This window comes from Streptomyces sp. NPDC041191 (assembly GCF_055591945.1).
This window is the reverse complement of sequence record NZ_JBVIZC010000012.1, coordinates 138,798-165,353: the sequence shown is the minus strand read 5'-3', so window position 1 is coordinate 165,353 and position 26,556 is coordinate 138,798. Positions and strand designations below refer to the sequence as shown.

Here is a 26,556-nt window from a genome sequence, read left to right as displayed (position 1 = left end):
CCCGGGGCGGTCAGAAGCCCGTGACCGGGTAGTGGTCGGAGAGGTTCGTGTACGTGGAGCGGGTGCCCCAGCTGGTGACCGTCCACGGCGCGCTCTGCTCCAGGACCACGTGGTTGGTCCACCCGGCGGGCCGGGCGTTCCCCGCGCGGAAGAGGACGTGGTCGAGGTCCTCGCGCGGGTCGTCCGGGTAGCGCTCGGAGGCGATCGAGTTCAGCTCGGTGTCGAAGGAGTAGGGGTGGCCGGTGCGGGCGTCGGCCCCCACCAGGCCCGCGTCGGCGAGCATCGTGCCGTACTCGGGGGTGCGGGTGTCGACGTTCATGTCACCGGCGACGACCACCTGCTCGCCGGCCGGAATGTTCTTGGCGTCGAGGAAGGCGTCGAGCGCCTTGAACTGGCGGCTGCGCGTCTGCGCCGCCTCGCCCGCCGAGCAGCCCGGGTCGGTGGACTGCGCGTGGGTGCCCACGACGTGCACCCGGCTGCCGTTCACGTCCAGGACGGCGTAGGCGAAGCCCTTGTTCGAGTACCAGTCGGAGCCGCAGGCGTCCTTGTAGACGTACTGCTCCTTGCGGACGATCGGCCACTTGCTGAGGATCGTCACACCGCCGTCCTCGGGCGTGGTCGCGGAGTAGGACCCGCCGGTGGCGTCCCACCCGCTCCTGCTCCTGCCCACGACCGGGGTCTGGTGCGGGTACTGCGCGGCGGCGTTCGCCTTGAGGGCGTCCGAGGCGGAGTTGTCGAACGCCTCCTGGAGGACCACGACGTCCTGCCCCTGGAAGAAGGGGGCGGCGGGGATGGCCTTCGCCCGGTGGTCCTGTCCCCAGTTCGGGTAGAGGGTCTTCGAGAAAAGAAACGTGTTGTACGTGAGCACCTTCAGCCGGGGGGTCCCGGCGGCGGGGGCGGCGGACGCGGCCGGAGCGGTGGACGCCAGGGTGGCGGCGAGCGCGAGACCGAGGGCGGCGCCGGAGGCGCGGCGGGACACGGCGAACGGCACGTGAACTCCCGTGGGGACGTGGGGGATTGGGCTGGCGCGGCACATACAATCAGCTGTGGTTACCTTCCGGTAGCCTCTGGGTGCCGGGAATCTGTCCGCACGCGCACGAGCGTGCCAACTCTCCTCCCGGTGTCGTATTTACACCCATTTGAACCAGGTAGAATGCGCGCATGACCCTCGCGAACGCACAGATCTTCAAGATGGACCTCGGTCCGCTCAACCCCGTCTGGGCCGAGCTCATCCTCGGCCTGGTGCTGTTCGGTATCACCTTCCTCATCCTCGCGAAGGGCGTCCTGCCGAAGGTCAAGCGCACGCTCGACGAGCGGGAGGACGCCATCGACGGCGGCACCGGGCGCGCCGACGACCTGCGCGCCGAGGCCGCGCGGATCCGCGAGCAGTACGAGTCCGAGCTCGCCGAGGCCCGCCACGAGGCCGCCCGCATCCGCTCCAAGGCCGTCGAGGAGGGCTCGGCCGCCATCGCCGCCGCCCGCGCCGAGGGCTCCGCCGAGCGCGACGCCCTCCTCGCCGCCGGTGCCGCGAGGATCGCCGAGGAGCGCGCCGCCGCCGAGCGCGAGCTCAACGCGGACGTCGACGCCTGGGCGCACGCCCTCGCCGCCCGCATCGTCGGCGAGCCGGTCGGCGCCGACCGCGTCTGACCCCGTACGCACCCGGAAGGGGCCGTCGCCCGCGCGACGGCCCCTTCGTCATGGGTGGTGCACCCTGGAGACGGGGAGCGTGGCACGCCCCGGCCGGTGCGCGCCGCGAGAACACGAGGCCCGGCCCGGCCGGGAGCACGGGCCCCGGACCCGGCCCGGAGACCGCGAGGAGAAGAACCGTGGAACGCGCGAAGCCCGCCGATCCCGCGCCGCCGCCCGTCGGCGGGGTGCTGTGGAGCGTCGCCGGGGACGTCCGGGGGCTCCTCATGCTGCCCGCCGCCCTCGCCCTGCAGGTCGCCCGCCCCGCGATCGGCGCCGGCGTCGACGAGCACTCCGTCTTCCGCACCGACCCCTGGGGCCGCGCCGAACGCTCCCTGCGCTCGGCCCAGCTCTGGGTCTACGGCGGCGAGGAGGCCGCGCGCGAGGGCCGCCGGCTCCGGGAGCTGCACCGCGCGATCCGGGGCACCGACACCCGCGGACGCCGCTACCACGCCCTCACCCCCGCCCACTACTCCTGGGTGCACGCCACCGGCTTCCCCGTCTACCGGCACGGCCTGCGCCTGCTCGCCCGCCCCCTCACCGAGGCCCAGGAGCGGCAGCTGTACGCCGAGTGGCTCCAGGTCGGCCGCGTCCTCGGCATCCACGACCGGGACATGCCGCAGACCATCGAGGAGTTCTGGCCGTACTACCGGAAGGTCCTCGCCGAGGAGCTGGAGGCCACCGTCGTCGTACGGGAACTCCTCGACCCCGACCTGCCCGTCCCTGCGCCCGACCGGGGACCGCTGCCGCTCCGGCTCGTCCTGCGCCCCCTCTGGCCCGTCCTGCGCCGCCCCGCCCTGCGCCTGCGCGCCTTCCTCACCGTGGGCCTCATGCCGCCGGACGCCCGCGAGGCCCTCGGCCTGGAGTGGACGGACGGCCAGGAGCGCGCCCTGCGCCGGCTCGGGCGGACCCTCCGGGCCGTGGTCCCCGTCCTGCCCGAACGGCTGCGCTACCTGCCCCTGGCCCGGAAGGCACGGAGGGCCGCCCGCCGCGCGAAGCGCTGACGGACGGCCCCCGGGACCCACCGCGCGGCTCAGTGCCCGCCGTGACCCCGGCGCTCGTGGTCGTGGACCGTGTTCGTCGCCGCGATCTTCTTCCACGACTTCGGCCGGACCGGCTCCGGAGCGGCCCCCCGCGCGGCGGGCGCCGGGGCGGAGAGCCCGGCCGCGGCCGCCGCCGGGGCGGCCGGCTTCGACGGCTGGTACAGCCAGGTGTCGAACAATTCGGCCAGCGGCTTGCCGGAGACCCGCTCCGCGTACCGCACGAAGTCGGCCACCCGCGCGTTGCCGTACGCGAACTGCTGCGGCCAGCCCTTCAGGACCGCGAAGAAGTCCTCGTCGCCGATCTCGTTGCGCAGCGCCTGGAGCGCCAGCGCGCCCCGGTCGTAGACGGCGCCGTGGAACTGGTTCTCCGGGCCCGGGTCGCCCGGCTTCACCGTCCAGAACGGGTCGTCGGCGCCCCGCAGCGCGTACACGTAGTCGGCCAGCTCCTGCGCCGTGCCCTCGCCCTCCTTCTCCGACCACAGCCACTGGCCGTAACGGGCGAAGCCCTCGTTGATCCAGATGTCCTTCCAGTCCCGCACGGACACGCTGTCGCCGTACCACTGGTGCGCCAGCTCGTGGACGACCACCGACACGTTCGCGCCGTTGGCGAACTGCCGGGGGCTGTAGAACGGCCGGGTCTGCGTCTCCAGGGCGAAACCGCTGGTCACGTTCGGCACGTAACCGCCGAGGGCGTTGAAGGGGTACGGTCCGAAGACCGACTCCAGCCACTCCGCCACCTCGGTCGTGCGCTCGATCGAGGCGCGCGCCGAACCGGCGTTGGCGCCCAGGTCCTTGCTGTACGCGTTGAGGACCGGCAGCCCGTTCGCCGTGCGGTCCGTCGTGATGTCGAACTTCCCGACGGCGAGCGTGGCCAGATAGGTCGCCTGCGGCTTGTCGGAGCGCCAGTTGAAGCGGGTCCAGCCCAGCGCCGTGGACTGCGACTGCAGCACGCCGTTGCTGATGGCCTGGTGACCGGCCGGCACCGAGACCGAGACGTCGAAGGTGGCCTTGTCCAGCGGGTGGTCGTTGGACGGGAACCACCAGGCGGCCGAGTCCGGCTCCTGCGCGGCGACGGCGCCGTCCGGGGTGCGGGCCCAGGCCGACCAGCCGTCGACCTTGAACTCGGAGGGCTTGCCCGCGTAGCGGACGACGACCGAGATCTCCTTGTTCTTCTCCAGCGGGACGGCGGGGGTGACCTCCAGCTCGTGGTCGCCCGAAGCGGTGAACTTCGCCACGCGGCCGTTCACCCGCACCTCGCTGACCTTCAGGCCGAGGTCGAGGTTGAACCGGGAGAGGTTCTGCCGGGTGGTCGCGAGTATCGTCGCGGTCCCTTCGAGCAGGTCCGTCGCCGGCTGGTACCTCAGGCGCAGGTCGTAGTGCGAGACGTCGTAACCGCCGTTGCCGCTGGTGGGGTAGTAGGAGTCGCCGATGCCCGGGGCGCCGGGGACGTAATCGGCCGCCGATGCCGGGATCGCCAGCAGGAAGGAGGCGGCGAGGGCGCTCGGAACGATGATTCTGCGGTGCACGGATGCTCCCCAAGTCATAAGAAACGTAAGACGCGCGGGTGGTCGTCGGTCCTTGCCGAGGACACTATGCAGCGCTCCGACGCTCCGTCACGTCCAGAGGACCCCTGTCACACGATCGCCATTCGGCCGACACGAACCCCTCCCCCCCGGGGCCACCCCGCACCCCTCCCTCCCCGGGCCCGCCCCGCACCCCTCCCTCCCCAGGGCCGCCCCGCATCCCTCCCTCCCCGGGGCCACCCCGAACCTCCCCACCTCCCCGGGGCACCCCCGATTCCCTCCGGCACCCTTTCGCGCGGGTGCCGGCCGGGGTACGTTCCGCCCCATGCCGATGCGAGAACGGACCGTCCGCGGAGCCCGACCGCCGTACCGGACCGCCCCGGCGGCGGCCCCGCCCGGTGCCGCGGCCGTTCGGAGCGCGGGCCGTCCGACGGGGAGCCCCGGCGCGCACCGAAGTCCGCGGCGCGCACGCGAGGAGGGAGCGGCCCGGTGAACACCCGTACCGCGCGCCGGGGTTCACGGCGCGTCCTCGCCCTGGTGGCGGGCGCGGCCGCCCTCGCCCTGCCGCTCGTCGCCGTCCCCGCCGGAACGGCCGGCGGTGCCCTCGGGCGGCAGGCGCCGCGCACCGGGTTCGAGACCGCCGGGGGCGCCCGGTGGACCACCGGGGCCGAGGAGCGGGACTTCCTCGCGGCCGTCGACCGGGCGAGCGACCGGGTGTCGCTGCGCGAGATCGGTACCACCGCGCAGGGCCGCCCCCTCCGGCTCGTCACCCTCGGCGCCGCCCGGGGCGGTACGACCGTGCTCCTCGTCTGCAGCCAGCACGGCGACGAGCCCGCCGGCCGCGAGGCGTGCCTGAGCACGGTGCGCGACCTCGCGTTCGCCCGGGACCGGGAGACCCTGCGCTTCCTCGACCGCACCACCCTCCTGGTCGTCCCGACCGCGAACCCCGACGGCCGGGAGGCCGGCACCCGGAGCAACGCCGCCGGGATCGACGTCAACCGCGACCACCTCGCCCTGCGGACCGCCGAAGCGCGGGCGATCGCCGCCGTCCTCCGCGACCGGCGCCCCCACCTCGTCCACGACCTGCACGAGTACGACGCCACCCCCCGGTACTACGAGAAGGACCTGCTCGCCCTCTGGCCCCGCACCCTCGACGCCGACCCGCACGTCCGCGACGAGTCCCGGACCCTCTTCGAGTCCTACGTCGGACCCGCCGCCCGGCTCGCCGGCCACAGCACCGGCGTCTACGGCATCTGGACCGACCCCCTCACCGGCGAACCGGTCCGGCAGGTCGCGGGCGACGGCCAGGAGCGGATCCTGCGCAACACGGCCGGCGTCAAACACGCGGCCGGCCTGCTGGTGGAGACCCGGACCGACGCGCTCGACCCGGCCGAGCGGGACGACCCCGCCCGTAACCACCGGCGCCGGGTCGCCACCCAGCACGCCGCCCTGAAGGGGGTGTTCGCCTACCTGGACGAGCGGCGCGACCGGCTGACGGCGGCCACCGCCCGCGCCCGGCTCGCCGGCCTCGCCGACCGGGGCCCGGTCTTCCTCGGCGGCGCCGACAACGACCCCCCGGAGCCCGGCGAGGTCCTCGCCGACCCGCCGTGCGGCTACCGCCTGGACGCCGCCCAGTACGCCGGAACGGGCGACGAACTCGCCCTGCACGGGGTCGTCGTGCGACGGGAGGGCGCGGGGGCGTTCGTCCCGCTGCGGCAGTCGCAGCGCGCGCTCGTCCCGCTCCTGCTGGACGGACGGGCCGCGCACCACCTCGTCGCCGGGGAACCCGTGGAGACGTGCTGACGGCCCCGTCGGCGGGACCGTACCGGTACCGGGACATTTCCGGGACGGACCGGCCATGGAACGAGCCCGCCCCCGGGGAAATACTCGTGACATGCCGTCCGCGTACACCAGCCTCGACCTCACCCCCGCCACCCTTCACGGCCCCGCCGACCTCCTGGTCGACGGCAGACCGCTGCTCCACCGGCTCGACGGGGCCGACGGCGCGGACACGGTCTCCCCCCTCGCGGCGGACCTCCCGCCCGTCCTCCGCGCCGAGCACGTCCGCCGCCTCCTGGACGCGGGCGGCCGCGACCTCCCGGGCGGGCGGTACGTGTTCCACTCCTGTCCCGCGTGCGACGAGCCCGGCTGCGGAGCCGTCACGGCCGTCGTGGAACGCGACGGCGACGACGTCGTCTGGCGCGACTTCGCCTGGTGGACCGGCCCCGCGCCGGACCTCGCCCGCGACGGCTACCCCGGCACCGGCCCGTACCGCTTCCCCGCGGCCGTCCACCGGTCCGTGCTCCTCCGGCTCCTCGCCCCCGCCCCCGCCCCCGCCCCCGGCTCCGCGCCGGCGCCGGTCCCGGCGGGCGCCGCCGCCGGCCTGCCGGGAACGGACCGGGCACCGGCCGGGCGCTGACCGGCGCGGGCCCCGGGCCCCGCCCCCCTCGGCGGGTCCCTCCGTCGCCTAGGATGCGTCCCCTGATGACTGCAACCCTCGTCGCCAAGGACCTCGCCGCCGGCCACGGCGAACGCACCCTCTTCGCCGGGCTCGACCTGGTCGTCGCCCCCGGCGACGTCATCGGCCTCGTCGGCGTCAACGGCGCCGGGAAGTCGACCCTGCTGCGGCTGCTCGCCGGGCTCGACGCCCCGGAGGAGGGCGAGCTGCGGCTCTCCCCGCCCACCGCCTCCGTCGGCCACCTCCCGCAGGAGCCGGAGCGGCGCGCGGGGGAGACCGTGCGGGAGTTCCTCGCCCGGCGCACCGGCGTCACCGCCGCCCAGGCCGCGATGGACGAGGCCACCCAGGGCCTCGTGGACGGCACCCCCGGCGCCGACGACGCCTACGCCGTCGCCCTGGAGCGCTGGCTCGGCCTCGGCGGCGCCGACCTCGACGAGCGGGCCGAGGAGGTCGTCGCCTCCCTCGGCCTCACCGTCGGCCTCGACCGGCCGATGACCTCCCTCTCCGGGGGCCAGGCCGCCCGCGCCGGACTGGCCTCCCTCCTCCTCTCCCGCTACGACGTCTTCCTCCTGGACGAGCCCACCAACGACCTGGACCTCGACGGCCTGGAGCGCCTGGAGTCCTTCGTGAAGGGGCTGCGGGCCGGGACGGTCGTCGTCAGCCACGACCGCGAGTTCCTCGCCCGCACCGTCACCAAGGTCCTCGAACTCGACCTCGCCCAGCAGCGGATCACGCTCTACGGCGGCGGCTACGAGGCGTACCTGGAGGAACGGGACACCGCCCGGCGCCACGCGCGCGAGGAGTTCGAGGAGTACGCCGGGAAGAAGGCGGCCCTGGAGGCGCGCGGCCACATGCAGCGGTCCTGGATGGACAAGGGCGTCAGGAACGCCCGCCGCAAGGCCACGGACGGCGACAAGCTGGGCCGCAACGCCCGCAGCGAGGCCAGCGAGAAGCAGGCCGCGAAGGCCCGGCAGACCCAGCGCATGATCGAACGGCTCGACACCGTCGACGAACCCCGCAAGGAGTGGGAGCTGCGGATGGAGATCGCCGCCGCCCCGCGCTCCGGCTCGGTCGTCGCGACCCTGCGCGAGGCCGCGGCGCGACGCGGAGACTTCTCCTTCGGGCCCGTCACCCTCCAGATCGACTGGGCCGACCGGGTCGCCGTCACCGGCGCCAACGGCGCCGGGAAGTCGACCCTGCTCGCCGCCCTCCTCGGCCGCCTCCCGCTGGACTCCGGTGACGCGGCGCTCGGGTCCGGAGTCGTCGTCGGCGAGGTCGACCAGGCCCGCAGGCTCTTCCACGGCGACGAGACCCTCCTGGACGCGTTCTGCGCGGCCGTGCCCGACACCGAGCCCGCCGAGGTCCGCACCCTGCTCGCCAAGTTCGGCCTGAAGGCCGTCCACGTGCTGCGGCCCGCCGGCTCCCTCTCGCCGGGGGAGCGGACCCGGGCCGCGCTCGCCCTGCTCCAGGGCCGGGGCGTGAACCTGCTCGTCCTGGACGAGCCGACCAACCACCTGGACCTGGCGGCGATCGAGCAGCTGGAGTCCGCCCTCGACTCGTACACCGGCACGCTGCTGCTCGTCACCCACGACCGGCGCATGCTCGACGCCGTCCGCACCACCCGCCGCGTCGAGGTCGCGGACGGCAGGGTCACCGAACTCTGAGACACCCCCCGGCCCGGGCCGCCCGTCTTGCACGGGCGCGACCCGGGCCGTGAACTGTACGCACGACGGCTCTCCGCGGGGCGCGGCCGGCCCCGTCCCCGCGGACGGCACTCTTCAGGAGGCACCACATGACCGACGACGGCATCACCCGGCTCCTCGCGATGCTGGACGACCCCGACGCGGACGTCGACGCGACGATCGACCTCGCCGAGGAGATCGTGGCGACGGGCGGCCCGGAGCTGCTGCCGCGCCTGGAGGCCGAACTCGGCCGGGCGGTCGAGGAGCGCGACGGATACGCCCGCGAGCTGCTCGGCGGCGTCGTCGCGGGCGTCGGCGGCACCGGCAGTCTCCCGGTCCTGGTGCGGGCCTCCGCCGTCGACCTCGGCGACGACCAGGACGGCCTGGCCGCCGAGATCGTGGACCTGGTCCAGGCGGACCCGAAGAGGGCCGAGGGCCTCCTCCGGCCCCTGACGGACGACGACGACCTGGCCGTGGCCCACCGCGCCGACTGGGCCCTGCGCTTCCTGCCGTAACGCCGTCCGTACGGGGAGGAGGGGCCGTGGTCCGTCCGGACCACGGCCCCTTCCGGCGGCCGGCGCTAACGGCGCTTGCCGCCGCCCTCGCCCAGCAGGCCCGCCTTGCGGAGGGCGTCGGCCATGGCGCTGTTGGCGGGCGCCGGGGCCGCGCCGCGGTCCCGGCCGCTGCCGCCCCGGCCGCCCTGGTCGCCGCGTTCGGCCCGGCGGGCGTCGCCGCCCCCGCCCTGCCGCTGCCGCGGCGGCCGGCCGGAGCGCTCGCCCCGGTCACCGCGCTCGCCCCGGCCGCGTCCGCCCGCCGCCTCCGCGCCCGGCTCGTCGTCGAGGCGCAGCGTCAGCGAGATCCGCTTGCGCGGAACGTCCACGTCGAGGACCTTCACCTTCACCACGTCACCGGGCTTCACCACGTCGCGCGGGTCCTTCACGAAGGTCTTCGACAGCGCGGACACGTGCACCAGGCCGTCCTGGTGCACACCGACGTCCACGAACGCCCCGAACGCGGCCACGTTGGTGACGACGCCCTCCAGGACCATTCCGGACGCCAGGTCCCCGATCTTCTCGACGCCCTCCTTGAAGGTGGCCGTCCGGAAGGCCGGACGCGGGTCGCGCCCCGGCTTCTCCAGCTCGCGCAGGATGTCCACCACCGTCGGCAGACCGAAGGTCTCGTCGACGAAGTCGTCCGCCCGCAGCGAGCGGAGCGTGGCCGTGTCGCCGATCAGCGCCGCGACCTCGCCGCCCGTCGTCTTCGCCATCCGGCGCACCACCGGGTACGCCTCCGGGTGCACCGCCGAGGCGTCGAGCGGATCGTCGCCGCCCCGGATGCGCAGGAAGCCCGCGCACTGCTCGTACGCCTTCGGGCCCAGCCGGGCCACGTCCTTGAGCGCCCGGCGGGAGCGGAAGGGGCCGTGGGCGTCCCGGTGCGCGACGATGTTCTCGGCGAGACCGGAGCTGATGCCCGAGACGCGCGAGAGCAGCGGCACGGAGGCGGTGTTGACGTCCACCCCGACGCCGTTCACGCAGTCCTCCACCACCGCGTCCAGCGAGCGCGAGAGCTTCACCTCGGCCAGGTCGTGCTGGTACTGGCCGACGCCGATCGACTTCGGGTCGATCTTCACCAGCTCGGCCAGCGGGTCCTGGAGCCGCCGCGCGATGGAGACGGCGCCGCGCAGCGACACGTCCAGCCCGGGCAGTTCCCGCGAGGCGTACGCGGAGGCCGAGTAGACCGAGGCACCGGCCTCCGAGACCAGCACCTTGGTCAGGTTCAGCTCGGGGTGCCGGGAGAGGAGTTCGGCCGCCAGCCTGTCGGTCTCGCGGGAGGCCGTGCCGTTGCCGATCGCGACCAGCTCGACCGCGTGCTCCTTCGCGAGCCGCGCGAGCGTCGCCAGGGACTGGTCCCACTTGTTGGCGGGGACGTGCGGATGGATCGTGTCGGTGGCCACGACCTTGCCGGTCGCGTCGACGACGGCGACCTTCACGCCCGTGCGGAAACCGGGGTCGAGGCCGAGCGTCGTCCGGGTGCCGGCCGGCGCGGCGAGGAGCAGGTCGCGCAGGTTCGCCGCGAAGACCCGGACCGCCTCGTCCTCGGCGGCCGTCCGCAGCCGCAGCCGCAGGTCGATCCCGAGACGGACCAGGATGCGGGTCCGCCACGCCCAGCGGACCGTGTCCTGGAGCCACTTGTCCCCGGGACGCCCCCGGTCGGCGACGCCGAAGCGGTGCGCGACGATCCCCTCGTACGAGGAAGGGCCCTCGACGGGCTCCTCCGGCTCCAGGTCCAGGCTGAGGACCTCCTCCTTCTCGCCGCGCAGCATGGCGAGCACCCGGTGCGAGGGCAGCGCCGTGAACGGCTCGGCGAAGTCGAAGTAGTCGGCGAACTTCGCCCCCGCCTCCTCCTTGCCGTCCCGCACCTTCGCCACGAGCCGCCCCCGGCCCCACATGCGCTCGCGCAGCTCGCCGATGAGGTCGGCGTCCTCGGAGAACCTCTCCGCGAGGATCGCCCGCGCGCCCTCCAGGGCCGCCGCCGCGTCCGCCACCCCCTTGTCCGCGTCCACGAAGGCCGCCGCCGCGGCGGCCGGATCCACGGACGGGTCGGAGAGCAGCCCCTCCGCCAGCGGTTCGAGACCGGCCTCGCGGGCGATCTGCGCCTTGGTCCGGCGCTTCGGCTTGAAGGGCAGGTAGATGTCCTCCAGGCGCGCCTTGGTGTCGGCGGCCCGGATGCGGGCCTCCAGCTCCTCCGTCAGCCTGCCCTGCTCGCGCACCGAGTCGAGGACCGCCGACCGGCGCTCCTCCAGTTCGCGCAGGTAGCGCAGCCGCTCCTCCAGGGTGCGGAGCTGCGCGTCGTCGAGCGTCTCGGTCGCTTCCTTGCGGTAGCGCGCGATGAACGGCACGGTCGAACCGCCGTCGAGGAGTTCGACGGCGGCCCTCACCTGTCGCTCGCGTACGCCGAGTTCCTCGGCGATCCTTGCTTCGATGGACGTCGTCACGGTGTCCCGACTCGCCTTCTCGTGCCCTCAAGCTTGCGACTGCATTGTGCCGGGTCGGTCACCCGGACGCGGCAACCGGCCCGCTCCGCGCGTCCCGCGCCGGGCCCGGCCGCCCCGGGGGTCAGTCCTTGCCGACGAGGTCCGCCGGGAAGGCGCCCGCGGCGGCGGCCGCGAAGAGGAAGCCGCGTCCCAGCTCGGTGAGGCGTTCGACGCCGGCCGCGCCGAGGTGCTCGTACGGGGCCGAGTCCAGCCGGTCGGTGTGCTCCTCCAGGTCGGCACGGAGCGCCGTCCCGGCCTCGGTCAGCTCGCCCTCGGCGTCGATCAGGCCGCGGTCGCGCAGCCGGGCCACCGCCCCGTCCCAGTCGACACGCCGCCAGCCCCGGGAGCCGAGGGCCCAGCGGGGCGCCATGCCCCTGCCGGTGGCGGTGTGGGAGGCGAGGGCCTCGACGGGATCGAGTCCGGCGGAGAGGAGGGCCGCCAGGTGGCCGTCGCCCCGGTGCTCGCGCAGCAGGGTGGCGGCGTGCCAGTAGGCGAGGTGGGGCTCCTCGGGGACCGGCAGGTCGGCGTTGGCCGAGTACAGGGGCCGGGCGTGCCGGGTGCACGCCTCGGCGGCGCGCAGCGCGAGCTCCGCCGCCTCGGCCATCTCCGGGGAGGCGACGGCGTCCTCGCCGAGCAGCCGGCGCAGGGTCGCGTCGGCGGCGCGCAGCCGCGCGGCCAGGACCTCGGCGGGGGAGGCGGTCTCCCAGACGGAGGGCAGGTGCCGGGCGAGCAGCTCGTGGTTGTAGTTGTAGAAGGCCGCGGCGACCGTGCCCGCCCCCACCGCGCCCAGGGGGGCGCTCCGGGCGGCGAGCCGCATCGCGTTCGGGTCGGTGAGGCCGAGGGCGGCGAGTTCGCGGTCCAGGTCCGGGGAGAAGTAGAGCGTGGAGTGCAGCGGGTTCAACGCGTTGTGGCAGCGGCGTCCGGCGCGCGGAGGCAGGGCAGTCGTCATGTCCTGAACGTTACCGACTGGTCGGTACGACGGGAACGGGCCCGTGCCCCCGAAAACCCCGGCCGGGACCGGCGCGAAGGGGCGCGGGGCGGTCGGACGGGCCGTACCGGGGTCAGAGCCCGTACGTGAAGCGGGGCGCGCGCCGCTCCAGGAAGGCGGCGACCCCCTCCGCCGCGTCGTCGCTCGCGCGCGCCCGCTCGGCCCAGTGGGCGTCCCGGTCCGGACGCCCGTCGGCGAACTCCTTGGCGGCCGCCTGGGTCAGCAGCGAGCGCGAGGCGAGCACCCGGCAGAACGCGTCCACCCGCTCGTCCAGCGCGTCCGCCGGGTGGAGTTCGTCCACGAGCCCGGTCCGCAGGGCCCGCTCCGCGTCGATCAGCTCGCCGGAGAACAGCAGGTACTTGGCGGTCGAGGGGCCCACGAGGGCGGTCAGCCTGCGCGTCGACGAGGACGGGTAGACGATGCCGAGCTTCGCTGGGGTGATCCCGAAGCGCGCGCCCTCCTCGGCGAACCGCAGGTCGCAGGCGGCGGCGAGCTGGCTGCCGCCCCCGACGCAGAAGCCCCGGACGGCCGCCAGGGTCGGCTTGGGGAAGGCGGCCAGCGCCTCCTCCGCCCGTACCGCGAGGCTCTGCTGCTCGTCCCCGGGCCGGCCCAGCGACGAGATGTCCGCCCCGGCGCAGAAGGTGTCGCCCTCGCCGGTCAGGACCAGGACCCGGACCGCCGGGTCGGCGGCGAGCCGGTCCAGGACGTGCGGCAGCGCGCGCCACATGCCGGCGGTCATCGCGTTGCGCTTGGCGGCGTGGGAGATGACGACGGTGGCGACCCCGTCCGTGACGCTGTGCCTCAACTGCGGCTCCATGGGCCGGATGCTATCCGGCCCGTCCGAACACGCGGCCGGGAAGGGCCGCCCCGGGCACGGCGGCCGACGTACGGACCGATGGGTTCCGCCCGTGGCGGGCCCGCCCGCGTCGGTTTCCGGCCCATTTTCAGAATCCCCAGAAAACGCGCGCGATCAGTCGAACAACTGACATTGGCATGCGCAAGCGATCAGAAGGCGACCGATAAGTGTTGACTTCTGGTCAGTAGGCCGGGCTGTCCCCGTGCAGTGCCAAGACTCGATCCGTGGCGAGAATCGAGCACGAAGGTGGAAATCGGACCGTGGGGACCCGCGAGGGCGGCCCCGCCCGTCACCCCTCCTACGAAGGGGTCTGGCGCTTCACCGCTGCCGCGGTCGACGTCTCCGTCCCGCAGGCCCGGCACGCCGTGCGCGACCTGCTGGTCCGCCAGGGCGTCCCCCTCCACGACGAGATCATGGACGGTCTGCTGCTGATCGTCTCCGAGCTGGTCACCAACGCCGTGCGGCACGCGGCGCTGCTGTCCCCCGAGATAGCGGTCGAGGTGGCGATCGGCCCCGAGTGGATCCGGGTGTCCGTCGAGGACAACCACCCCTACCGTCCCAAGGCCCTGGAGGCGGACGCGGGGCAGACCGGCGGCAGGGGCCTGCTCCTGGTCCGCGAGATCGCCCAGGAGGCCGGCGGCGCCTGCGACGTCGAGCACACCGCGAGCGGCGGCAAGATCATCTGGGCGGCGATGCCCCTGGCCCCGGCGCCGGTGCCGGACGCCGTGCCGAGGCAGGGGGCGGGGGCCGCGCCGAGGACCCCCGGGGGCGTGCCGGGCCCGGTCACCAGCCCCCGGACGGACCCGTCAGTTCCCTGATGGCCGGACGCGCCGCGTCGAGGACCGTCATGAACCAGGCGGAGAACGGCGCCTCGGCGTGGCGCTCGTCCAGCTCGGCGGCGGTCACGAAGGCGGTGTCCCCGACCTCCTCCGGGTCCGGGCGCGGCTCGGTCCGCACCAGGCCGACGAAGAGGTGGTTGAACTCCTGCTCCACCAGGCCCGAGGCCGGGTCCGGATGGTTGTAGCGGACCGTGCCGGCCTCCGCGAGGAGCGCCGGCGAGACGCCCAGCTCCTCGAAGGTGCGCCGGGCCGCCGCCGCGAACGGCGCCTCGCCCGGGTAGGGGTGGCCGCAGCAGGTGTTCGACCACACGCCGGGGGAGTGGTACTTGCCGAGCGCCCGCCGCTGGAGGAGCAGCCGGCCCGACCCGTCGAAGAGGAAGACGGAGAAGGCGCGGTGGAGCAGCCCCGGGGCCCGGTGGGCGGCCAGCTTCTCCGCCGTGCCGATGGTCGTCCCGTCCTCGTCGACCAGTTCGAGCATGATCGGGGCCTGGTCTCCGGACGGCTGGACGCCGTTCGGCGCGATCTCCTGCGAGATCTGAGCCGCGGGGGCTGGTGTGGTCGGCATACCCATCCTTCGCTTCGGTCCTCGGCCCGGTGGGGCCCCCTCAGTCTGCCGCACAAAAGCGGCTTGTCCGTACTTCGGCGGCCGGACGGGGCCGTGCCCACCGCACCGGAGTACCGGTCCGGCACGGCGGGCACGGAAGGGACCGGCCGGGACGCGGGACCCCGGAAGAGGCGGGGCGGGCCGGTGGGGACGAGGGTGCGGGCGGGCCGTGAGCGGCGGACGAGGAACCCGGTTCCTCCCGGAGGGGAGGCCCCTCCGGTCCTAGGAACATGGCCTGATCCCGTACGCGGACACCTGTGCGGACCCGTCCGGGGACCGCCCTCCCCGGACGGGTCCGCACAGGTGCCCCGTCTCAGTCCGCGGCCGGACCGGGCCCGGGGACGGGACGGGCGCGCCCGTGCGGCGCGACGGGCCGGAGCGCGAAACCGGCGTACCCGTAGTCGGAACCGTGCTCGCGCCGCAGCGCGATCTCGGCGCGGGCGGCGGCGACCGCCCCGGCCATGCCGGGGACGGCGGTGTCCGCCGCCTCGGCGCGCGCGGCCAGCGGGCCGTAGTACTCGTCCCAGTCGCTCTCCGGCTGGGTGAAGGTGCCCAGGACGCGGTAGCCGGCCGCGACCGCCGCCGCCGTGTTCCCGGCGACGGTGCGCAGCGGGTAGTGCTCGTCCCAGAAGGCGCGGGCCTCCGGGCCCGGCTCTCCGGTGGTCCACACGCACTCGGTGAGGAGGAGGGTGCCGCCGGGCGCGAGGAGGCGGCGCCACGCGGCCAGCGCCCGGTCGAAGCCGAGCACGAAGACCGAGCTCTCGGCCCAGACGAGGTCGAAGGCGCGGTCGGCGAACGGCGGGGCGCCCATGTCGGCGCGGACCGCGCGGACCGAACCGCCGCCCCCGTGGGCGGGGCCGTCGAGACCGCGTGCGGCGGCGGCGTCCCGCAGTTCGGCCAGGAACGGTTCGTGGGTGTCGACGGCGGTCACCTCGGCGCCCGCCTCGGCGGCGAGGAGCAGCGCGGAACGGCCCGGGCCGCAGCCCAGGTCGAGCACGCGCGGACGGGCCGGGAGCGGCCCCGCGAGCGCGAGGAGCCGGCGGGTGGTGGTGTCGGAGCCGGGGCCCTGGCGCGGCAGGCCGTGGTGCAGGGCGAAGAAGGCGTCGTGCGAAGCGTTGTCGGACAACGTGGGAAACCCTTTGGAGGAGGGGTCCCGGCCGACGACGTGACCTACCGGTGCGGGGACCGGGATCAGGCCGACCGGAGACCCGGAGGCTGAGGGACGACCGGGTGCGGCCGCACGGCGGCGGCCTCCATCGCGACGGTCATCCGCCTCAGCTCCTCTCGACGCGCGTTCGGGCGAGAAGACTAACAGGGGCCGGGGGCCGCCCGGCGGATCGCGGCCGGGCGGCCCCGGGCGCACCGTCCGGACGGTTCCCGCGGTTCCTGGGGTCTGTCGTCGAGTGGTCTTCGGTCGCGGGTCACGGTCGGGTGGCAGGCCGCCGTGATCCACCGGCCGCGATCACTTGAAGACACACGCCCCAGGGCGTGTGTCGAAAGTCCCGTCTGCCCGGCGGCGCCCGGCACGCACGCTCGCGGCGTTGTCGGGATCACCCCGATACATCCAGTATCGGGGCGGCCCTCCGCCTTGCGATCGCACGCACCGGACACCGCCGGGCCCGCCCTCCGGGCGGACGACGCCACTTTCGACACATGCCCTAGGAGCGCCGCCGTCGTGCCGTCAGGGCGTAGCAGGCGAGGAGGGCGAGGGTGAAGGCGAGGCCGATGACGGCCGCCTGCCGCATGTCGGGTACCTTCACCGCCGTCGCCGCGACCGCGAGGACGCCGAGCCCCGCGACGACCGCGAGCTTGTCGCCGCCCCGGACGGAGAAGCCGGTGAACTCCCCGGGGTGCGCGGCGCGGTGGCGCCGGAAGGCGACGTACGAGGCCAGGATCAGCAGCCATACCAGCATCACTGCGAAGATCGCGATCGACATCATGATGCCGAAGAGGCCGCTGACGTCGTAGAAGGCGAGCAGGGCCGCGGCCGCGATGCCCAGGGTGGACGCGGCGATGGCGACCGCCGGGACGCCCCGGCGGTTGAGCCGGGCCAGCGGCTTCGGCGCGAGGCCGTCGTCGCCGAGCGAGTGGAGCAGCCGGGACGCGCCGTACAGGTGGGCGTTGGCGGCGGACATGGCGGCGATGAGCACGACCGCGTTGGTGACGGTCGCGGCGGCGGGCACGCCGATCTCGGAGAAGACCCGGACGAAGGGGCTCGCCTCGACGCTGCCGTCGCCGTCCGCCATCCGGCGCCAGGGGATCAGGGCCAGCACCAGGGTGATGGAGAGCAGGTAGAAGAAGCTGAGTCGCCAGGCCAGTTGGCGCATCGCGGTGCGTATGGTGCGCTGCGGGTCGGCGGCCTCGGCGGAGGCGATGGCGACGACCTCGAAGCCGGCGTACGCGAACATCACCACGGACATGGCCAGCCAGATCGAGCTCGGGCCGTGGGGAAGGAAGCCGCCGTCGTCGGTGAGGTGCGCGAAGCCGGTGGCCTCGGTGTCCGGCAGCCCGAAGAGGACCAGCAGGGCCGCGCAGAGGATGAAGGCGCACAGGGCCGTCACCTTGATGCTGGAGAGCCAGAACTCGGTGGCGCCGAAGGACTTCACGCTGATCACGTTGACCGCGAGGACGATCGCCGCGACGGCGAGGATCGCCACCGACATCGGCACCGCCGGCCACCACCAGCGGATGTAGAGCGCGGAGGCGACGACCTCGGTGCCGATGACGACGACGGCGCTGAACCAGTACAGCCAGCTGCTGAGGAAGCCGGCCCAGGGGCCCAGGTAGCGGCGGGCGATGGTGCCGAACGAGCCCTGGACGGGGTGGGCGGCGGACATCTCGCCGAGCAGCACGGCGATGATCGCGACGAGGACCGCCCCGATCACGTACGAGACGATCACGGCGGGCCCGGCGACGGACATCGCCGAGCCGGAGCCCAGGAAGAGGCCGGTGCCGAGCGCGGAGCCCAGCCCGATCATGGTGGTCTGCCGGTGGGTGAGCGAGCGGACCAGCCCCTTGCCGGAGCCGGAGCCGGAGCCGGAGCCGGAGTCGGGAGTGGGTCTGGCTCCGTCGGCGGACGCCGGGGCGGGGGGTGCGGAATCGCTGGGTGAGGCCATGGCGGTGGGGCCCTTCTGCACGGGGGTGGGCAACGGGGGGCGGGTCAGAACTCGCTGGTGCGGAACGGCTTGGCGGGGGCGTCGAGGTCGGGCTTGCCCAGGACCTTCGAGGACAGGGCGTAGATGCCGTGGTTGGTCAGGACCCAGGCGATGTTCCGGTCCCACTCCACGTAGACCCCGTGGGTCTGGTTGCCGTACGCGTAGTCCGCCGTGTCGCGGCCGTACGCCTTCGGCACGAAGTACGCGGAGATCTCCGGGGCGGCCGGGTCCGACACGTCGAAGAACTGCACGCCCGCGTTGTAGAAGCCGTAGCCGAGGACGCCGGCGTCGTGCTTGCCCGGGTTGGTGTAGTAGCCGGTCCGCTTGGGGCCGAAGCTGCCGCGCCGCTGGCAGTAATCCGTGAAACCGGCCGACTTGGGCGGCACCGGGCGGGGGAGGACACCGACGACGCGGGGGTTCTTCGGGTCCTTGGCGTCGATCTGGTAGACGTCCTTGTAGGGCTCGTAACAGTCCTCGGTGAGCGGGTAGCCGGAGTAGTAGATCATTCCGGTCTTCTCGTACTGGGAGACGTCGATGTTGTCGCCCTCGGTGCCCGAGACCGACGCCGGGAGGTCGAGGTGGCTCACGGTCCGCAGGTTCGACGGGTCGGAGACGTCGAGGACGGTCAGGCCGTAGCCGCCCATCGCGGCGAAGGCGTACCGCCCGCCCTTCTCCACGGGCTTGGGGAGGAAGAGCGGCATCCGGGCCCCCATCCAGCTGGTGCGGTTGCCGCAGCGCGGGTTCTTCCGGTACGCCGCGTCCTCCCCGGTGCGCTGCCCCGGCAGGTGCCAGGTGTCGAGGAGCTTCGGGTGCGCCGGGTCGGTCATGTCCCAGGACTGGTAGCCGGCCGAGTGCAGGTTGGTGGGGTACTCGGTGCCGGAGTACGTGTCGTCCGGCGCCGTGGCGATGAACATGTACTTCTCGCCCGTCCAGTACGGCACGTCGATCGACCCGGAGCCCTGCTGCGCCGAGGCCGGGTCGCTGCGCAGCGGGTCGGCCTGGGTGGAGTCGGTGGAGACGGTCGCCAGGAGCTTCCAGTCCTTCTTGCGCGGGCCGTCCAGGCGGTACACCTTGAAGCCCTTCAGCCCCGGCTTCTCCCGCAGCTTCCGCACGCCCTCGGGGTTGGTGTACTTGTCGAGCGGCGGGTGGTCGGAGAGTTCGGAGATCTGCCGCTTGCTCTCGAAGCTCTGCACCATGACGTACGCGTTCAGCTTCTTGTTCCACTGGATGGTGGAGGCGCCCCAGTAGTCGTGCGCCGCCCAGTCGCCGTTGGCCCGGCTCTCGTCGCCGCCGACGTCCTCGCGGCTCAGCTTCTCGACGACCCTCACCTTCCGCACGTCGGTGATGTCGTAGACGCGGCCCTCGGAGCGGTCGTACTGGAAGAGGTAGCGGCGCCCGTCGAAGTCGACGACGTTCTGCCAGGTGTGGAAGTAGTCGGGGGTGAAGCCGGCGCCCTCGTAGGCCGCTTCGACCTTCATGTTCTTGATGTACGAGCGGGTGTCGTACTCCGCCCTGCGCCCAGGGAAGGGGTGCTCGGACTCCTCGTCGACCGGTGTGAGGGCGGGGTGGCGGAACGTGCCGTCGAGCTGCATCCCGTACGCGCCCGGGTCGGCCTGCTCGGGTCGGCGGTCGGCGCACACCGCGCGGACGTTCGGGTCGGTGGCGGCGGCGGTCGCGGTGTCCGCGCCGGACGCGCCGGGGACGAGCAGGCCGGCGGTGACGGCGGCCGCGGCGACGATGGCGAGAGCCGTGTTCCTGCGGGTGAAGCGCATCGAACGGTCCTTTCGGGGGCGGGAAGGGAGGGCGGAGCGGGCGGCGAGGGCTCAGGTGACGGTGGGACGCTGCTGGAACACGGGCGCGAGATGGGCCCCGGAGGTGACGACGTCGCGCAGCTCGACCACCGCGCGCAGGACGTCGGCGTGCGACACGTACAGGGCGTTGAAGCCGAAGCGGAGCAGGTCGGGGGCCCGCATGTCGCCGATCACGCCCCGCGCGGTGAGCGCGGCGACCAGCGGGTACGCCTCCGGGTGGCGCAGCGCGACCTGGCTCCCCCGGCGCTCCGGCTCGCGCGGCGTGGCCGGGGTGAAGCCGAGGCCGTCCAGGAGGGCGTCGGCACATTCCTGGAAGAAGCCGGTCAGGGACAGGTTCTTCTTCCTGACGTCGGCCATCTCCACCCCGTCGAAGGCGGTGAGCGCGGCCTCCAGGGCGATCAGGGAGAGCAGCGCGGGCGTGCCGATCCGGGCCCGGGTGATGTCCGCCGCCGGGGTGTACGTCCCCGCCATCGCGAACGGTTCGGCGTGCCCGTGCCAGCCGGTCAGCGGGTGGTCGAAGCCCTCCTGGTGGCGGTGGGCGACGTACGCGAACGCCGGGGCGCCCGGCCCGCCCGACAGGTACTTGTAGCCGCAGCCGACCGCGAAGTCGGCCTCCACCGCGTCGAGTCCGACCGGCAGGGCGCCCGCCGCGTGGCACAGGTCCCAGTGCATCAGGGCCCCGGCGGCGTGCGCGGCGGCGGTGAGCGCGGCCATGTCGTACAGCTCGCCGGTGCGGTAGTCGACCGGCGCGTACGCGGCGACGGCGACGTTCCCCGCCTCGGCGGCGAGCACGGCGGCGGCGTCCCGGGCCGGCACCCGGCGGACGTCGAGGCCGAGGAGCCGGCCCACCGAGTCGGCGATGTACTGGTCGGTGGGGAAGTGGTCCGGGTCGGTCAGCAGCAGCCGGCGGCCGGGGCGCAGCCGGGTGGCGGCCAGCAGCGTGTTGAAGAGCTGGACGCTGGTCGAGTCCCCGGCGACGACCTGCCCGGGGGCGGCGCCGACCAGCCGGCCGATCGCGTCGCCGGTCCGCACCGGCGCCTCCCACCAGCCGTTGCCGTTCCAGGAGCGGATCAGGTCGGTGCCCCACTGGCGGTGCACGGCGTCCTCGACGGCCGCGGGGACGGCGGCGGGCAGGGCGCCGAGGGAGTTGCCGTCGAGGTAGACGACCCCGTCGGGGAGGAGGAAGCGGTCCCGGACGGCGGCGAGCGGGTCGGCGGCGTCCAGGGCGGCGGCACGGGTGGTGAGGCCGGCGGGGTCGGTGTGGTCGGTGTGGTCGGTGGGGTGGGTCAGCATGCGGGGGCTCCGTGGTCGGGGGTGGGGGAGGCGGCGTCGTCGGCGGTCCGGGTGAGGTCGAGGGCGATGTCGGTGAGCAGGTCCTCCTGCCCGCCGACCAGCCGCCGCCGCCCCGCCTCGACGAGGAGGTCCCGGGTGTCCAGGCCGTGGCGGGCGGCCGTCGTCTCCGCGTGCCGCAGGAAGCTGGAGTACACCCCCGCGTAGCCGAGCGTCAGCGTCTCCCGGTCGACCCGCACGGGCCGGTCCTGGGTCGGCCGGACCAGCTCCTCGGCGGCGTCCATCAGGGGGAAGAGCGCGCAGCCGTGCTCCAGGCCCATCAGGTCGAGGACCGCCACCACCGGCTCCAGCGGCGCGTTGCCCGCGCCCGCGCCCTGCCCGGCGAGGGAGGCGTCGACGCGGTGGGCGCCGGCCTCCACCGCGACGATGCTGTTGGCGACGCCGAGGCCGAGGTTGTGGTGGGCGTGGATGCCGATCTCGGTGGCAGGGTCGAGCGCGTCGCGGTAGGCCCGGACCCGGTCCCGCACGCCGTCCATCGTCAGCCGGCCGCCGGAGTCCGTGACGTACACGCAGTGCGCGCCGTACGACTCCATCAGCCGTGCCTGCACGGCCAGTTCGGCGGGCGGCGCGAGGTGGGACATCATCAGGAAGCCGGAGACGTCCATGCCCAGTTCGCGGGCGAGCGCGATGTGCTGGGCGGAGACGTCCGCCTCGGTGCAGTGGGTGGCGACGCGGACGGAGGTGACGCCGAGCGCGTGGGCGCGGCGCAGGTCGGCGGCGGTGCCGATGCCGGGCAGCAGCAGAGTGGTGAGCCGGGCCCGGTCGAGGACCTCGGCCGCCGCCTCCAGCCACTCCCAGTCGGTGTGGGCGCCGGGGCCGTAGGTGACGGAGGAGCCGGAGAGGCCGTCGCCGTGGGCGACCTCCACGGCGTCCACGCCGGCCGCCTCCAGGGCGGCGGCGATCGCCCGCACCTGGTCGAGGGTGTAGCGGTGGGACACGGCGTGCATGCCGTCCCGCAGGGTGACGTCCTGGACGTAGACCCGGGTCATCGGCCCGTGCTCCGTTCGGCCAGGCGCTCGGCGGTGCGCAGCGCGGCGGCGGTCATGATGTCGAGGTTCCCGGCGTAGGCGGGGAGGTAGTGGGCGGCGCCCTCGACCTCCAGGTAGACGGAGACGAGCAGGCGGGCCCCGCCGCCGAGCCGGACCAGCGGGTCGTCGGCGGCGAGCGTCCGGAACTGCGGCTCCTGCTTGAGCCGGTAGCCGGGGACGTACGCGGCGACGGCGGCGGCCGTCGCGCGCACCGACGCGGCGATCCGGCCGGTGTCGGCGTCGTCGACGAGGCAGTGCACGGTGTCCCGCATGAGCAGCGCCGGTTCGGCCGGGTTGAGGACGATGATCGCCTTGCCCCGGGCCGCGCCGCCGACCCGCTCCAGGGCGCGGGAGGTCGTCTCGGTGAACTCGTCGATGTTGGCCCGGGTACCCGGCCCGGCGGACCGGGAGGCGATCGAGGCGACGATCTCCGCGTAGTGCACGGGGGTGACGGCGGCGACGGCGGCGACGACCGGCACGGTGGCCTGCCCGCCGCAGGTGACCATGTTGAGGTTCTTCGCGTCCAGGTGCTCGTCGAGGTTGACGGGCGGGACGACGTACGGGCCGATGGCCGCCGGGGTGAGGTCGATCAGGGTCTTCCCGTACGGGGCGAGCGCGGCGGCGTTGCGGTGGTGGGCGGCGGCCGAGGTGGCGTCGAAGACGACGTCGATCCCGTCGAAGCCGTCCATGGCGATCAGCCCGGCGACGCCGTCGGAGCTGGTCGGCACGCCGAGCCGGCGGGCCCGCGCGAGCCCGTCCGATTCCGGGTCGATGCCGATCATCGCGGCGGCGGTCACGAGCCCCGAGCCGCGGATCATCTTGATGAGGAGATCGGTGCCGATGTTGCCCGATCCGATGACGGCGGCCTTCACCGCACGGCCTCCTTCAGCAGGGGGGTCAGTCCGAAGAAGCGGACGGCGTTGCCGCCGAGGACGGCCTCCCGCTCGGCGGGGGCCAGGCCGCTCTCCCGCACCAGGCGGCCGATGGACTCCTCGCCCAGCGGGAACGGGTGGTCGGAGCCGAGCAGCACCCGCTCCGCACCCATCACGTCCACCAGGAGCCGCAGCGCCCCCGGGTCGAAGACGGCCGAGTCCACGGCGAAGCGCTCGGTGTAGTACGACGGCGGGTGCGGGCTGTCGGCGCGCACGATGTCCCGCCGGTGCCAGGCGTTCTCCGCCCGGCCCAGCAGGTACGGGAAGCTGCCGCCGCCGTGCGCGAACAGCAGTCGCAGCGACGCCGGGAGCCGCTCGAAGGCGCCGGAGAGGATCAGCGACAGGATCGTCAGGTGCGTCTCGCCCGCCATCCCCGCCAGCCAGGCCAGCATGTAGCGGGAGTGGCGCGGCCCGGCCGGAAGGTCCCACGGGTGGACCAGGACGGCCGCGTCCTCGTGCGCGCAGTGCGCGAGGAATTCGAGGAGGGCGCCGTCGTCGAGGTCGCGGTCGCCGAGGTGGTTGCCGATGTGGACGCCGTGGAAGCCCTCCCGCATCGCCTCGGTGACCATCGCGCAGGCCGCCTCGGTGTCCTGGAGCGGCACCTGGCACAGCGGGGCCAGTCGGCCGGGGGCGTGCGCGGCGTACCGCAACAGGTGCCCGTTGACGCTCCGGCACCAGTCGGCGGCCCGCGCCGCCTCCAGGCCGTAGCCGAACAGCAGCGGCGTGCTGGACAGCACCTGCACGTCCACCCCGAGCCGGTCGAGGTCGGCGACCCGGGCGGCCGGGTCCCACAGGGTACGGCGCACCGGCCGGTACTCGGCGGCCCCGGCCATCATCATCCCGGCGTCAGGGCCGTCCGTGGTGCGCAGCCACGGGCCGTCCTCGGAGCCGGTGATCCGGCGCGACTCGGCGCGGCCGATCTCGGGGAAGACGTGCGCGTGGACGTCGACGACGGTCATGCGCCGCCCGCCTCGTCGCGCCGGGTGCGGGGCCGCAGCTCCCGGGGCCAGTCCTTGCCCGGGTGGAGGGCGCCGCAGTGCCCGCAGGTGCGGGCGGCCTCGTCGGCGTAGAAGGCGGAGAAGACCGGCGGCAGGTCGTCCACGATCGAGGTGAGCTGCACCTCGCTGCGGTGCACCAGGTGGTGGCACTCGACGCAGTACCACTCGAAGGCGTCGCGGTGGCCCTGCGGCCGCGCGAACTCGACGACCAGGCCGACGCTGTCCTCCTCCGGCCGCTGCGGGGAGTGCCGCAGGTGCGCCGGGGCGAGGAAGACGTCGCCCTCGCGGATGTGGATGTCGCGCGGCGGCCGGCCCTCCTCCTCCATGACGCGGAGCACCATGTCGCCCTTGAGCTGGTAGAAGAACTCCTCGATGGGGTCGTCGTGGAAGTCGGTGCGGCGGTTGGGGCCGCCGACGACCGTCACCATCAGGTCGGCGTCCTGCCAGATCTGCACGTTGCCGACGGGCGGTTTCAGCAGGTGGCGGTGGTCCTCGATCCACGCCTGGAGGTTGAACGGTCTCATCGTCATCGCTGCTGTTCCTTGTCCTGCGGGAGATGGGCCACCGCGCTGATCTCGATCAGCAGGTGGGGGTGGGGGAGCTGGTGGACGGCGACGGTGGTCCGGGTCGGCCCGGTCTCGTCGAAGTACTCGGCGTAGACCTCGTTGTAGCCGCCGAAGTCGTTCATGCTGACCAGGTAGGCGGTCACCGACACCAGGTCGTCCAGACCGCCGCCGGCGGCGGCCAGGATGGCCGCGATGTTGTCGAGGACCGCCCGGGTCTGGGCCCGGATGTCGAGGTCGGTGACGCCCATCGGGTCGGCGCTCGCCCCGGTGAAGCCGCCGTCCGGGCGGCGGGAGCTCGTACCGGAGACGAAGACCAGGTCGCCCGCGCGCCGCAGGTGCGGGAACCGGCCGCGCGGCGGGGCCGCGCCGGGGACGATCACGCCGCCTCCCCGGTGGTGAGGCCGACGGAGCCGAGCCGGGCCACTGCGGCCCGCACGTGCGTCCCCGGCGGCAGCGGTACGGCGGCGGTCGCCGCCCCGGCGAGGACGACCGTCCCCGGGGCGAGCGGGCCGGCCAGCCGGGCGGCGGCGGCCAGCGCGCGCAGCGGGTCGCCGAGGATCGCGGCCGTCGAACCGGTCTCGGCCGGGCGGCCGTCCACCTCCAGCACCACGCCCAGGTTGGCCAGGGACCGCAGGCCGCCCGGCCCGGCCGCCGGGGTCCAGGGGCCGAGCGCGTACCCGGCGGCGGAGGTGTTGTCCGCGATCACCTCCGGCAGGGAGAAGCGGAAGCCGTCGTAGCGGGAGTCGATGACCTCCAGTGCGGGGGCGACGGCCGCGACCGCCGCCGCCGGGTCGCCGCCGGGGGCGAGGACCGAGCCGAGCAGGAAGGCGATCTCGGGCTCCACCCGGGGGTGGATCAGACCGGAGACGTCGTACCGCCCCCCGTCCGGGATCTCCATCCGGTCCGTCAGCCGCCCGTGGATCAGGTCGGAGACGCCCATCTGCCGCATCTTCGCGGCGCTGGTGAAGCCCAGCTTCACACCGGTGGGCCGCTCGCCCCGGGCGTACCGCCGCGCCAGCAGCGCCTCCTGCACGGCGTACGCCTCCGCCGGGTCGGTCAGGCCGCTGCCGCCGCCGGGCAGCGGGCGCGCCTCCCGGGCGGCCGTGTCCAGCGCCTCCGCCAGCGCCGCCGCGTCCGTCGGGTTCATCGGGGGTCTCCTTCCTCGGTGGCGCGCCCGAAGGCCGCGCGCACCGAACCGAGCCCGTCGATACGGGCCTCCAGCACGTCGCCCGGCGCCACGGCCGTCATCGGCCCGAGCGCCCCCGTGAGCACGGTGTCCCCGGCCCGCAGCGGCCGGCCCAGCCGGACGAGGGTGTCGGCCAGCCAGACGGCGGCGTGCAGGGGGTGACCGAGGCAGGCGACGCCCGCGCCGGTGGAGACGGGCTCGCCCCGCCGTTCCAGGACCATCCCCGCAGTCCGCAGGTCCACGTCTCGCAGGAGCACCGGACGGGTGCCGAGGACGTACGCCCCGCTGGAGGCGTTGTCGGCGATCGTGTCCACGGCGGTGATGTCCCAGTCGCGGATCCGGCTGCCGACCACCTCGACGGCGGGCAGCGCGAAGGCGGTCGCCCGGATCACGTCGGCCACCGTGTGCCGCTCGTGCCCGAGGTCCCGCTCCAGGACGAGCGCCACCTCGGCCTCGGCCTTCGGCTGGAGCACCGCCCCCCAGGGCAGCTCCGCGCCGTCCGGCACGGCGGTGTCGTCGAACAGGGCCCCGAAGTCCGGGGTGTCGACGCCGAGCTGCCGCTGCACGGCGGGCGAGGTCAGACCGACCTTCCAGCCGGTGATCCGGCGGCCCCCGGTCAGTCGGCGCCCGGTCAGCAGGGACTGCACGGCGTAGGCCGCGTCCAGGTCGCCTGCCGGCAGCAGGTCCCGCACCGGGGCGCACGGCACGCCGGTGCGCCGGGCCCGGTCCAGGCGCTCGGCGGCGGCCTCCACCACCGTGTTCTCGGGGTTCTCGGGGTTCTCGGGGTTCTCGGTGTTCTTGCGGTTCTCGGGGCTTG

At 74.5% G+C, this 26,556-nt stretch carries 23 protein-coding genes and 1 pseudogene; 7 read left to right on the top strand and 17 right to left on the bottom strand.

The genetic code is table 11. The features are described from left to right. Positions 1-10 precede the first annotated feature (10 nt). The gene (gene sph / locus ACZ6AQ_RS23935) at positions 11-1,036 is read right to left on the bottom strand and encodes a sphingomyelin phosphodiesterase (protein ID WP_468762122.1); all 1,026 of its coding nucleotides are present in this window, start codon (positions 1,034-1,036) and stop codon (positions 11-13) included. Between the two features lie 125 nt (positions 1,037-1,161). On the opposite strand from sph, the gene ACZ6AQ_RS23930 reads away from it, so the two are divergent. Next, complete coding sequence (locus ACZ6AQ_RS23930; protein ID WP_468762120.1) at positions 1,162-1,647, top strand: F0F1 ATP synthase subunit B family protein; 486 nt, start codon at positions 1,162-1,164, stop codon at positions 1,645-1,647. Between the two features lie 179 nt (positions 1,648-1,826). Beyond that, a complete protein-coding gene (locus ACZ6AQ_RS23925) occupies positions 1,827-2,690 on the top strand; it encodes an oxygenase MpaB family protein (RefSeq protein WP_468762119.1) in 864 nt (287 codons plus the stop codon). A 29-nt stretch (positions 2,691-2,719) separates the two neighbouring features. Here the strand turns inward: ACZ6AQ_RS23925 and ACZ6AQ_RS23920 are convergent, their stop codons facing one another. Beyond that, a complete protein-coding gene (locus ACZ6AQ_RS23920; RefSeq protein ID WP_468762117.1) occupies positions 2,720-4,255 on the bottom strand; it encodes a M1 family metallopeptidase in 1,536 nt (511 codons plus the stop codon). 486 nt (positions 4,256-4,741) lie between these two features. On the opposite strand from ACZ6AQ_RS23920, the gene ACZ6AQ_RS23915 reads away from it, so the two are divergent. From ACZ6AQ_RS23915 to ACZ6AQ_RS23900, 4 genes are all read left to right on the top strand, one after another. Then, entirely contained in the window at positions 4,742-6,055 is a 1,314-nt protein-coding gene (locus ACZ6AQ_RS23915; RefSeq protein WP_468762115.1) for a M14 family metallopeptidase, read from the top strand. Between the two features lie 91 nt (positions 6,056-6,146). Beyond that, entirely contained in the window at positions 6,147-6,671 is a 525-nt protein-coding gene (locus tag ACZ6AQ_RS23910; RefSeq protein ID WP_468762113.1) for a hypothetical protein, read from the top strand. A gap of 65 nt (positions 6,672-6,736) precedes the next feature. Next, a complete protein-coding gene (locus ACZ6AQ_RS23905; protein WP_468762111.1) occupies positions 6,737-8,374 on the top strand; it encodes an ABC-F family ATP-binding cassette domain-containing protein in 1,638 nt (545 codons plus the stop codon). 128 nt (positions 8,375-8,502) lie between these two features. Beyond that, on the top strand, positions 8,503-8,907 hold the full coding sequence (locus ACZ6AQ_RS23900; RefSeq protein WP_468762109.1) for a hypothetical protein: 405 nt from the start codon (positions 8,503-8,505) through the stop codon (positions 8,905-8,907). A 65-nt stretch (positions 8,908-8,972) separates the two neighbouring features. On the opposite strand, the gene ACZ6AQ_RS23895 is transcribed toward ACZ6AQ_RS23900, so the two are convergent. The 3 genes from ACZ6AQ_RS23895 to ACZ6AQ_RS23885 all read right to left on the bottom strand — a co-directional run bounded on the left by ACZ6AQ_RS23895 (position 8,973) and on the right by ACZ6AQ_RS23885 (position 13,231). Beyond that, complete coding sequence (locus tag ACZ6AQ_RS23895) at positions 8,973-11,387, bottom strand: Tex family protein (RefSeq protein WP_468762107.1); 2,415 nt, start codon at positions 11,385-11,387, stop codon at positions 8,973-8,975. A gap of 121 nt (positions 11,388-11,508) precedes the next feature. Further along, complete coding sequence (locus tag ACZ6AQ_RS23890) at positions 11,509-12,375, bottom strand: SCO6745 family protein (protein WP_468762105.1); 867 nt, start codon at positions 12,373-12,375, stop codon at positions 11,509-11,511. Between the two features lie 112 nt (positions 12,376-12,487). Continuing rightward, positions 12,488-13,231: an enoyl-CoA hydratase/isomerase family protein gene (locus ACZ6AQ_RS23885; protein WP_468762104.1), complete on the bottom strand. Its 744-nt coding sequence runs from the start codon at positions 13,229-13,231 to the stop codon at positions 12,488-12,490. 299 nt (positions 13,232-13,530) lie between these two features. Between ACZ6AQ_RS23885 and ACZ6AQ_RS23880 the strand changes: the two genes are divergently transcribed. After that, positions 13,531-14,088, top strand: a complete 558-nt coding sequence (locus ACZ6AQ_RS23880; protein WP_468762102.1) for an ATP-binding protein — start codon at positions 13,531-13,533, stop codon at positions 14,086-14,088. On the opposite strand, the gene idi is transcribed toward ACZ6AQ_RS23880, so the two are convergent. From idi to ACZ6AQ_RS23820, 12 genes and pseudogenes are all read right to left on the bottom strand, one after another. Then, positions 14,054-14,674, bottom strand: a complete 621-nt coding sequence (idi, locus tag ACZ6AQ_RS23875; protein WP_468762100.1) for an isopentenyl-diphosphate Delta-isomerase — start codon at positions 14,672-14,674, stop codon at positions 14,054-14,056. The two genes, ACZ6AQ_RS23880 and idi, sit on opposite strands and share 35 nt — an antisense overlap. A gap of 382 nt (positions 14,675-15,056) precedes the next feature. Continuing rightward, positions 15,057-15,839: pseudogene (locus ACZ6AQ_RS23870) on the bottom strand (class I SAM-dependent methyltransferase); the annotation flags it as partial. Between the two features lie 532 nt (positions 15,840-16,371). Beyond that, positions 16,372-17,829, bottom strand: coding sequence for an amino acid permease (locus tag ACZ6AQ_RS23865; RefSeq protein WP_468762098.1), 1,458 nt, complete (start codon positions 17,827-17,829; stop codon positions 16,372-16,374). A 44-nt stretch (positions 17,830-17,873) separates the two neighbouring features. After that, positions 17,874-19,640: an LVIVD repeat-containing protein gene (locus ACZ6AQ_RS23860; protein WP_468762096.1), complete on the bottom strand. Its 1,767-nt coding sequence runs from the start codon at positions 19,638-19,640 to the stop codon at positions 17,874-17,876. Between the two features lie 51 nt (positions 19,641-19,691). After that, entirely contained in the window at positions 19,692-20,972 is a 1,281-nt protein-coding gene (kynU, locus tag ACZ6AQ_RS23855; protein WP_468762094.1) for a kynureninase, read from the bottom strand. After that, on the bottom strand, positions 20,966-22,018 hold the full coding sequence (gene dmpG, locus ACZ6AQ_RS23850; protein ID WP_468762092.1) for a 4-hydroxy-2-oxovalerate aldolase: 1,053 nt from the start codon (positions 22,016-22,018) through the stop codon (positions 20,966-20,968). The genes kynU and dmpG overlap by 7 nt, the downstream gene beginning before the upstream one ends. Further along, positions 22,015-22,929 carry an acetaldehyde dehydrogenase (acetylating) gene (locus tag ACZ6AQ_RS23845; protein WP_468762091.1) on the bottom strand — a complete coding sequence of 305 codons (915 nt, stop codon included), beginning with the start codon at positions 22,927-22,929 and terminating at the stop codon, positions 22,015-22,017. The genes dmpG and ACZ6AQ_RS23845 overlap by 4 nt, the downstream gene beginning before the upstream one ends. Further along, positions 22,926-23,948: an amidohydrolase family protein gene (locus ACZ6AQ_RS23840; RefSeq protein WP_388697141.1), complete on the bottom strand. Its 1,023-nt coding sequence runs from the start codon at positions 23,946-23,948 to the stop codon at positions 22,926-22,928. Before ACZ6AQ_RS23840 ends, ACZ6AQ_RS23845 begins: the two co-directional genes overlap by 4 nt. Then, positions 23,945-24,517, bottom strand: coding sequence for a 3-hydroxyanthranilate 3,4-dioxygenase (locus ACZ6AQ_RS23835; RefSeq protein WP_468762089.1), 573 nt, complete (start codon positions 24,515-24,517; stop codon positions 23,945-23,947). The genes ACZ6AQ_RS23840 and ACZ6AQ_RS23835 overlap by 4 nt, the downstream gene beginning before the upstream one ends. Then, a complete protein-coding gene (locus ACZ6AQ_RS23830) occupies positions 24,514-24,933 on the bottom strand; it encodes a RidA family protein (protein ID WP_388697147.1) in 420 nt (139 codons plus the stop codon). Before ACZ6AQ_RS23830 ends, ACZ6AQ_RS23835 begins: the two co-directional genes overlap by 4 nt. After that, the gene (locus ACZ6AQ_RS23825) at positions 24,930-25,700 is read right to left on the bottom strand and encodes a 2-keto-4-pentenoate hydratase (protein WP_468762087.1); all 771 of its coding nucleotides are present in this window, start codon (positions 25,698-25,700) and stop codon (positions 24,930-24,932) included. The genes ACZ6AQ_RS23830 and ACZ6AQ_RS23825 overlap by 4 nt, the downstream gene beginning before the upstream one ends. Next, complete coding sequence (locus ACZ6AQ_RS23820; RefSeq protein WP_468762322.1) at positions 25,697-26,491, bottom strand: 2-keto-4-pentenoate hydratase; 795 nt, start codon at positions 26,489-26,491, stop codon at positions 25,697-25,699. The genes ACZ6AQ_RS23825 and ACZ6AQ_RS23820 overlap by 4 nt, the downstream gene beginning before the upstream one ends. Between the last annotated feature and the right edge of the window lie 65 nt (positions 26,492-26,556).